This window comes from Corallococcus sp. AB030 (genome assembly GCF_003668965.1).
Lineage (GTDB): Bacteria > Myxococcota > Myxococcia > Myxococcales > Myxococcaceae > Corallococcus > Corallococcus exiguus.
Genome location: NZ_RAWQ01000313.1, coordinates 1 through 7,939 on the forward strand (window position 1 = coordinate 1; position 7,939 = coordinate 7,939).

Genomic DNA, 7,939 nt, shown 5'->3' on the forward strand with positions numbered 1-7,939 from the left:
CCATGAGGGACACTCCCGGAGCGGGCGCCGGGGACGTCGCGTAGGCCGGCGTCTCCAGCGGAGGCAGGATGGCCGGGTCCTCCATGACGGGAAGGCCCGGAGCGGCGTCCCGGCGAGACGGACCGGAGGCCTGCGCGGGAGCATCCATCAAGGGCAGGCCGGAAGTGGCCTGCGGTGCATCCCAGTGCTCGGCGGCCGACGGTCCGGAGGCGGGCTCCCGGCGGGGGAAACCGGACGAAGCCTGGGCCTGCGCGCCACCCATCCGGGCGGAGGCCTGGGCCTGCGAGGCCGAATCCATGTGCGGCAGACCGGAGGCCTGGGCCTGCGCGGGCGCGTCCATGAGGGGCAGGCCGGGAGAACCCTGCGCGTTGCTACGTGGCTGGGCGGAGGCGGCCTGGGGGCGCGAAACGTGCGGCTCCGTGCCGTAGGCCGGCGTGAGCGCGGAGCCCGGGCGGGGCTCCGTGGAGGGCACCGGAGGCTGCGCGGCGCGAGGCACGGCGACGCCAGGATTCTGGAAGCCCGGCTCCGACAGGGCCGCGGTGGGCGCGGCGCGCGGAGGCACGGCGGCCATCGGCGCCACGCCCGGAGGCGGCGCGGCGGGACGCGGAGGCTGCACGGCGCCAGCGGGCGCGTTCCCAACGGGAGGCGTGGCGCGAGGAGGCATGGGCGCCGCCGCCCGAGGCGCCTGCTGCGCGGGAGCCCGGACCGCCTGACCCTCCGCGTGCTGCGCGGGGACGCGATCGGCCTGGGCAGGACGCGCAGCCGGAGCCGCCGCGCGAATCGTCGCATCCGCGGGGGACGCATCCGCCTGGGGCGCTGCAGGGCGCGCAGCCGGAGCCGCCGCGCGAATCGTCGCATCCGCGGGGGACGCATCCGCCTGGGGCGCTGCAGGGCGCGCAGCCGGAGCTGCCGCGCGAATCGTCGCATCCGCCTGGGGCGAAGCAGGACGCGCGGTCGGAGCCGCCGCGCGAATCGTCGCATCCGCGGGGGACGCAGGGGCCGGCGCGGGGCGAGCCGCGGGAGCCGGATGGGGCGCACGCACGGGCCCATCCATCGGAGGCACGGCGGCGCGAGGCGCGGCGGCCGGAGCCTGCGCGGGCGGGCGGGGCGCTGCTGCGCGCGGCGCGGCGGACGGCACCGGCGCCATTCCCGGACGAACCGACGGCGTCATGCCCGGCGGGGTGACAGGGCCGCGAGGCGCCTCCAGCGCGAAGGCCGGCGTACCGCGCAGCGTCTCCGGCTCCAGCGGTTCGCTGTTCAGCGTGATGGGGTCGCCGCCGCCGGCGTCCTGGGCCATGCGGTCCCCGGCCTTGCGGCGATCAATGTGGATGTCGCGGTCGAGCAGGCTCGGGAGGGGGGCCACCGCGGGTGGGCGCGCGCCATTGGCGGCGCAAGCGGGGCAATCTCCGACCGGCGGCAGCGAGGCGCCGCACTTCAGGCACTTGGACAACGGATCCTCCCAGCGACGCGGACAACCGTCGCCATGAAAGGCCGCATTCAGGCCTGTAGCAAGAAAAGGACAAGCCCCCACCGGTCCCTCGCCCGAGGAACCGTCAGGGGCTCGTCAGCGCCATGCAACCCGCCCCGGAGGACGGTGCGTATGGGCGCCTCACGCTAGGCGTGGACGCGGCGCCGTCCCGCTGCTCCCACCAGGAGAAGCACGATGATCGCTCCCACGACCGACATGATGATGCCGGAGGCATGCAGGTCGAACAGCCGGCCGTTGCGCTCGAAGAGAGAGCCGATGAGACCACCCACCAGCGAACCCACCATGCCCAGCAGCGTCGTGGCCACCAGCCCCATGCTCTGCTTGCCCGGCAGGATGGCCCGGGCGATGAGTCCCGCGATGAGGCCGATGATGATGAATGCGATGATCCCCATGAGAGTCTCTCCCGTGTGAGGGACCCGCGAGGTCCCGAATGGCAGAAACGTAGGAATCACCACACGAATCCGTGACCTGGGATGCAGGGAGGGACTGTCTGCTCGACTGCTAACCGAGCGACCCGTCCAGATGCTGCATCACCGCGAGCGCCGCGAGCGCCGCCGTCTCCGTGCGCAGGATGCGCGAGCCCAGCGTCACCGGTCGCGCGCCCAGCCCCCGCAGGCCCTCCACCTCCTCGCGCGCGAGCCCGCCCTCGGGGCCAATCACCAGCGCCACTGGCGTCCCCGCGGCCACGCTCCGGAACGCCTCGCCCAGCGGCACAGCGGACTCCTCTTCGTCCAGCACCAGCAGCAGCGTGCCCGGCGTCAGGGCACGCGCCGCGTCCAGCAGCGGACGGGGCGGATGCACCACCGGCACATCATCGCGCCGGCACTGGCGCGCGGCCTCCTCGACAATCTTCGCCCACCGCTGGGTGCGCTCCTCGGCGCGCTTCGGCTCCAGCTTCACCACGCTGCGCGCGGTGGCCACCGGATGGAACGCGGTGGCGCCCAGCTCCGTGCCCTTCTGCAGCACCAGCTCCATCTTGTCCCCCTTGGGCAGTCCCTGGAGGATGCTCATCTCGCGCGCGGGCGGAGTCACCCGCACGGCCCCCAGCACCAGCCGCACGGACTCCGCGTCCAAGCCGGTGACGCGCGCCTCGAAGGCGCGGCCCTTGCCGTCGAACACCTCCAGCGCGTCGCCGTCCTCCAGCCGCAGCACGTGGACGAGGTAGTGGCGGCGCTCGCCCGTGAGCGTCACGTCGGCGGGGGCGGGGGCGGGCAGGGGAACGAAGAGGCGGACCACGGCGGCTTCCTTGAAGGGGAGGGCGCCCGGAGGATAGCCCTCCATGCGTCCAGGGTTCGTCTTTCCGCAACCCGCGAGCGCCCGGCCGTGTCCCGTTCCTGCTATGGCGCGCCCCACGCCCATGGCCACCCTCGTCATCGAGTCCACCCGCTCCGGCTTCGTCGAATCCCTCCACACCGTGTCCGTCGCGGTGGTGAGCGCGGAGGGCACGCGCGTCGCGTACGCGGGCGACCCGGAGCGCGTCACCTTCTGGCGCTCGGCGGCGAAGCCCTTCCAGTCGTTGCCCATGGTCCAGGATGGCGCGGCGGATCGCTACGGCTTCGGCCCGCGCGAGCTGGCGCTCTCCTGCGCGTCCCACTCCAGCGAGCCCGTGCACCGCGCCCTCGCCATGCGGATGCTGAGCGCCTCAGGCTGCGAGGAGCGCCACCTCGCGTGCGGCCCGCACCCGTCGCTGTCGCCCGCGGTCGCGGAGGAGGCCCTCAAGGCGGGCATCGTGCTCACGCCCCGGTGGAACAACTGCTCCGGCAAGCACGCGGGGATGCTCGCGCTGGCGCGGCACCACGGCTGGGACGTCCAAGGCTACGCCAGCGAAGGACACCCGGTGCAGGAGCGCATCCAGGACGAAATCGCCAAGTGGACGGGCCTGCCGAGCGACGCGCTGGTGAAGGCCGTGGATGGCTGCCTCGCCGTCTGCTTCGGCCTGCCGCTCAGCGCCATGGCCACCGCGTGGGCCCGCTTCGGCGTCTCGGAAGCGCCCGCCGCCCGCCGCCTGCGGGAGGCCATGCTCGCGCACCCGGAGCTGGTCGCGGGCAAGGGCCGCGCGTGCACGGACCTGATGACGGCCTTCCAGGGTGAGGCCGTGGTGAAGATTGGCGCGGAGGGCGTCTACTGCGCCGCGCTGCCCAAGGCCCGCCTGGGCGTGGCCGTCAAGGTGGAGGATGGCGATGCCCGCTGCGCCGCGCCCGCGCTCCTCGCGGTCCTGCGCCTCATCGCGGAGCAGCAGGGCCTGTCCCTGCCCATGACGGGCCTGGAGCACCACGCGGAGCCGCGCATCCTCAATACCCGGAACGAAGTCGTGGGCTCCCTGCGCGCGGCCGGAACACTCGCGTTCACCTGAGGCCCGCTGTAGCGCGGAAGGTCACACGCGCCGCGCTCCCCGTAACCTGCCCCGCTACAGCCGCGCCCGTGTCCCTTGGGACTCCGAGGCCTCAGCGGCAGGCACGCGGACTGCAATGCCTGCCAGTCACACGGCGGGACTCGCGAGGTCCTGACGCCAAGGGGGAAAGCCTCGCGAGTCCAGATGGGGTCGGGTAAGCGAACCAGGTTTCGCTGCCCGACCCCCTCTTGTTTCTAGCGCTTCAAGTCGATGCGCACCCACTCGCCCTGCTGCGCGCCCTCCAGCACGGTGCACCCCAGGTTGCGGTACGCGGCCTCCACGTCCGCGCGCTGATGCGCGAGCACGCCGGCCAGCACCAGCCGGTCCTTCGCCTTGGGCACGATGAGGGGCGCCAGCTCGATGAGCGTGTTGGCCAGGATGTTCGCGAGCACCAGGTCGAAGGTGCCGGACACCTCCGTCAGCTCGCGCCCGGAGATGTCCAGGTCGGGCGTCTGGTTGTCGGTGCAGTTCTCCTGGGCCAGCTCCACGGAGGTGGGGTCGTTGTCGGTGCCCACCACGTGGCCCGCGCCCAGCTTCTTCGCCGCGATGGCGAGCACGCCCGTGCCGGTGCCCACGTCCAGCACGCTCGCGCCCGGGTGCGTGGACATGAAGTCATCCACCGCCGCCAGGCACAGCGACGTGGTGGGGTGGTCTCCCGTGCCGAAGGCCATCTTCGGCTCGATGACGAGCTTCACCTTGTCCGCCGGCGCGTTCACCACGTCCCAGGGCGGGCCCACCCACAGGCGGCCCACCTGCACGGACTTGATGAGCGACTTCCACTCGTTGCTCCAGTCCTGCTGGGGCTGCTCGTCCAGGGACAGGCGCGCGGTGGGGTGGCTCTCCGCCACCGCGTCGCGGGCATCCTCCGCGCTCTCGCGGTCCTCGAAGTAGGCGACGACGATGGACTCGCCCTTCACGGGGGCGCGCACGCCCGGCATGGTGGGCGTCTCCGTGTCGCGGACCTCCAGGCCCAGGGCGCCGGCCTCATGGAGCAGGTCCTGGAGGATTTCGGAGGCCTCCTCCGCGATATCCACGGTGAGTGACAGGTAGGTCTGGGACATGGCGCCCCTTCTACCGCACCCGGTGCGGCGTGGAAGCGCCGTCGTCGTGACGCTTCCACGCTCGCGATGGGGTACCTACGGACCGACGACGGACATGGCCATGCGGTCGAAGTCGATGACCCGGCGGGCCACCTCCTGCACGTCCTCCGCCGTCACCTTCGCCACGTGCTCGGAGTAGTGCAGGAAGTTGTCCAGCCCGATGCCGTAGCAGGTGTCCAGCGCCAGCAGCGTCGCGCGGGCGCTGTTTCGCTGCAGGTCGATTTCATACGCCCCGATGATGTGCTGCTTGGCGCGCTCCAGCTCCGCGGCCGGAATCGGCTCGTCGCGGATCCGCTGCAATTCGCGGCGCATGCCCTCCACCGCCGCCTCCACCTTCTCCGGGCTCGTGCCCATGTAGACGGCGAAGTAGCCGGGGTCCAACCCGTCCATGGAGAAGCTGCTCACGCTGTAGGCCATGGAGCGCTTGTCGCGCAGCTCGATGAAGAGCCGCCCGCCCTGGCCGGACAGCACCGTGGACAGCACGTCCAGCACCACCCGCCACGGGTCGCCCAGCCGCGCCGCCTGGAAGCCCATCACCAGGTGCGTCTGCGCGCGCGCGAGCACCTTCTTCTCCGTGCGCGGAGCGGACGGAGGCGCTTCCGGCCGCACCTGCTTCGGGGCCAGCGCGCCGCCGCGCGACCTACCGAAGTACTCGTTCGCCAGCGCCCGCACCTGCTCCACGTCCACGTCGCCCACCACGCTGAGCGTCATCTGCGACGGGTCCATGTACGACCGGTGGTACGCGCGCAGCTGCTCGGGCCCCAGCGCCTCCACGGACGCCTTCTCGCCCAGCATGGACAGACGGTACGGGTGCTCCTGGTAGAGCGTGCGCGAGAACAGCTCGAACGCCAGGCCCGACGGCTTGTCCTCGCGGGTGAGGATGTCCTGCAGCAGCAGCGCGCGCTCCCGCGCCACCTCCTCCTCGCGGAAGGCGGGGTTCACGAGCACGTCCGCGAACAGCCGGAAGCCCTGCTCGAAGTAGCGCGACAGGAAGTCCGCCTTCACGCTCACGGAGTTGCGGCCGCCCTGGCCGGTGAGGTTGCCCGCGTACAGGTCCGTCAGGTGGGAGATGTCATCCGCGCTGAGCGTCGTGGTGCCCTTGGTGAGGGCGCGGCTGAGCAGCGTGGTGATGCCGTTGTCCTCGGGCGTCTCGTAGCGCACGCCGCCGATGAACGCCGCGCGCATGGAGAACAGCGGCACGTGCGGCTCCACGCGGATGATGAGCGTGGCGCCGGAGGGCAGCTTCTCCTGCACCACCTCCGAACGCGCGGACGCGATGGCGCTCCGGGCCGGACGCGGCGGGGCCTCCGGGGGAGGCTGCTTCGCGGCGCGCTCCGGGGGCGTGACGCCGGGGCTCTTCGCCGCTTCATCCAGCGCGGCGTGCACGAGCGCCTCCGTCAGCTCCGCGGCGGGAGGCACCAGCGCGGTGACGACGGCGTGCTCCAGCCGCAGGTACTTCTGGGCCACGCGGCGCAGGTCCTCCGGCTTCAGGTTGCGGATGTTCTCCAGGTAGCGGGCCTCCGACTCCAGGCCGCCCGGAGACGTCTGGTAAGAGCCCAGGTTGCGCGCGGTGCCCTGCACCGTCTCCTTGCGGTAGACGGACTCCGCCTCCACCACCGACTGGATGGTGCGCAGCTCGTCCTCGGGCACGACCGTGGTGCGCAGCGCCTCCAGCACGCGCGCCGTCTGCGTGAGCGCCTTCAGCGACTGCGCGGGCGGCAGCGTCAGCGACACGGAGAAGATGCCCGGGTCCTTGGGCGTGTACGCGGACGCGTGCACGTCGTTGACCAGGTGCTGGCGGCGCTTCACCTCGCGCACCAGCCACGACGAATTGCCCTGGCCGGCGAGCATCGCCAGCACGTCCAGCGCGGGCACGTCCGGGTGCTCCAGCTCCGGGATGGCGAAGGCCAGGTGCAGATAGGCCTCCTTCACGTCCTCCGTCTGGATGAGCACGCGGCGGCCCGTGGACGGCGGATCGCGAGGACGCTCCACCGGGCCCACGTAGGGCCGGCCCCAGTCACCGCCGAAGATCTCCTCCACCCACTGCCGCAGCTCCGCCTCGTTCAGGTCGCCCGCGACGGAGAGCACCAGGTTCCTGGGCGTGTAGTGCCGGTGGTAGAACTCCAGCACCTTCTCGCGGGTGAAGCTGCGCACGCTCTCCTCGGTGCCGATGACGGGCAGCCGGTAGGGGTGCGTCTGGAACGCGGCGGTGAACAGCCCGCGGGACGCGCGCCGCGACGGGGAGTCGTAGCTGCGCTTGATCTCCTCGCACACGACTTCGATTTCGCGCGCCAGCTCCTCCTTGTCGAACGCGGAGCGGCGCACCGCATCGCCCAGGATGTCCAGGCCCGTGCGGGCGAACTGGCTGGCGATGACGATGTGGTAGACGGTCTGGTCGAAGGACGTCCAGGCGTTGATTTCGCCGCCGTGCGCCTCGATGTCCCGGGCGATTTCACCGGGCCCCCGGCGCTCCGTGCCCTTGAACAGCATGTGCTCGTGCAAGTGAGCGAGTCCGGCCTGGTCGGGCCTTTCGTCCGCGCTGCCGGCCTTGACCCAGACCTGGAAGGCCGCGACCTTGGCGGCGTGCTGCTCCTCGAAGACGACGGTGAGCCCGTTGGGCAGGGTGTAGCGGATGGCCATAGGAGTGGTCCGAAGCTGTCATCCCCTGCCGAGGAGAGGCAAGGCGAGGTGTGATGTTTGCTCCATTGGCTAACGTCCCGCCCCCTCCACGTCGAGCGGACCGTGCCGTCCGCCTCCCACCAGGCAGGCGAAGCGGCGCGGTGTCCATCGCGTAACTGGTGGAAACCCCCCGTGGCCGGTAAATTGGGCCGCGCACATGCCGTCTCCCCCGGACGAGGCGGATCCGCTCGCGGACCTGAAGGAATTGTTGGATGACGGCGACGCCCCGGTGGCGGCGCCCGCTCCGGCGCCCCCCAGGCCACTCGCGGTTCCCAGGCC

The 7,939-nt window shown here is 72.1% G+C and carries 5 protein-coding genes and 1 pseudogene; 1 reads left to right on the forward strand and 5 read right to left on the reverse strand.

Annotated features, from left to right (window positions below; translation table 11 throughout):
* The 3 genes and pseudogenes from D7Y15_RS44460 to D7Y15_RS40880 form a co-directional block, all read right to left on the reverse strand.
* Nucleotides 1-1,450: pseudogene (locus tag D7Y15_RS44460) on the reverse strand (hypothetical protein); the annotation flags it as partial.
* A 164-nt stretch (nt 1,451-1,614) separates the two neighbouring features.
* Nucleotides 1,615-1,881, reverse strand: coding sequence for a GlsB/YeaQ/YmgE family stress response membrane protein (locus D7Y15_RS40875; protein ID WP_014393940.1), 267 nt, complete (start codon nt 1,879-1,881; stop codon nt 1,615-1,617).
* Between the two features lie 109 nt (nt 1,882-1,990).
* Nucleotides 1,991-2,725 carry a 16S rRNA (uracil(1498)-N(3))-methyltransferase gene (locus D7Y15_RS40880; protein WP_121755967.1) on the reverse strand — a complete coding sequence of 245 codons (735 nt, stop codon included), beginning with the start codon at nt 2,723-2,725 and terminating at the stop codon, nt 1,991-1,993.
* Nucleotides 2,726-2,846: 121 nt separating this feature from the next.
* Here D7Y15_RS40880 and D7Y15_RS40885 point away from each other — a divergent pair, with 121 nt between their 5' ends.
* Entirely contained in the window at nt 2,847-3,842 is a 996-nt protein-coding gene (locus D7Y15_RS40885) for an asparaginase (protein ID WP_158629204.1), read from the forward strand.
* A gap of 233 nt (nt 3,843-4,075) precedes the next feature.
* Here D7Y15_RS40885 and prmA read toward each other — a convergent pair whose 3' ends face one another.
* Both prmA and D7Y15_RS40895 read right to left on the reverse strand, forming a co-directional pair.
* A complete protein-coding gene (prmA, locus tag D7Y15_RS40890; RefSeq protein ID WP_121755965.1) occupies nt 4,076-4,942 on the reverse strand; it encodes a 50S ribosomal protein L11 methyltransferase in 867 nt (288 codons plus the stop codon).
* Nucleotides 4,943-5,017: 75 nt separating this feature from the next.
* A complete protein-coding gene (locus D7Y15_RS40895; protein WP_121755966.1) occupies nt 5,018-7,621 on the reverse strand; it encodes a pitrilysin family protein in 2,604 nt (867 codons plus the stop codon).
* Between the last annotated feature and the right edge of the window lie 318 nt (nt 7,622-7,939).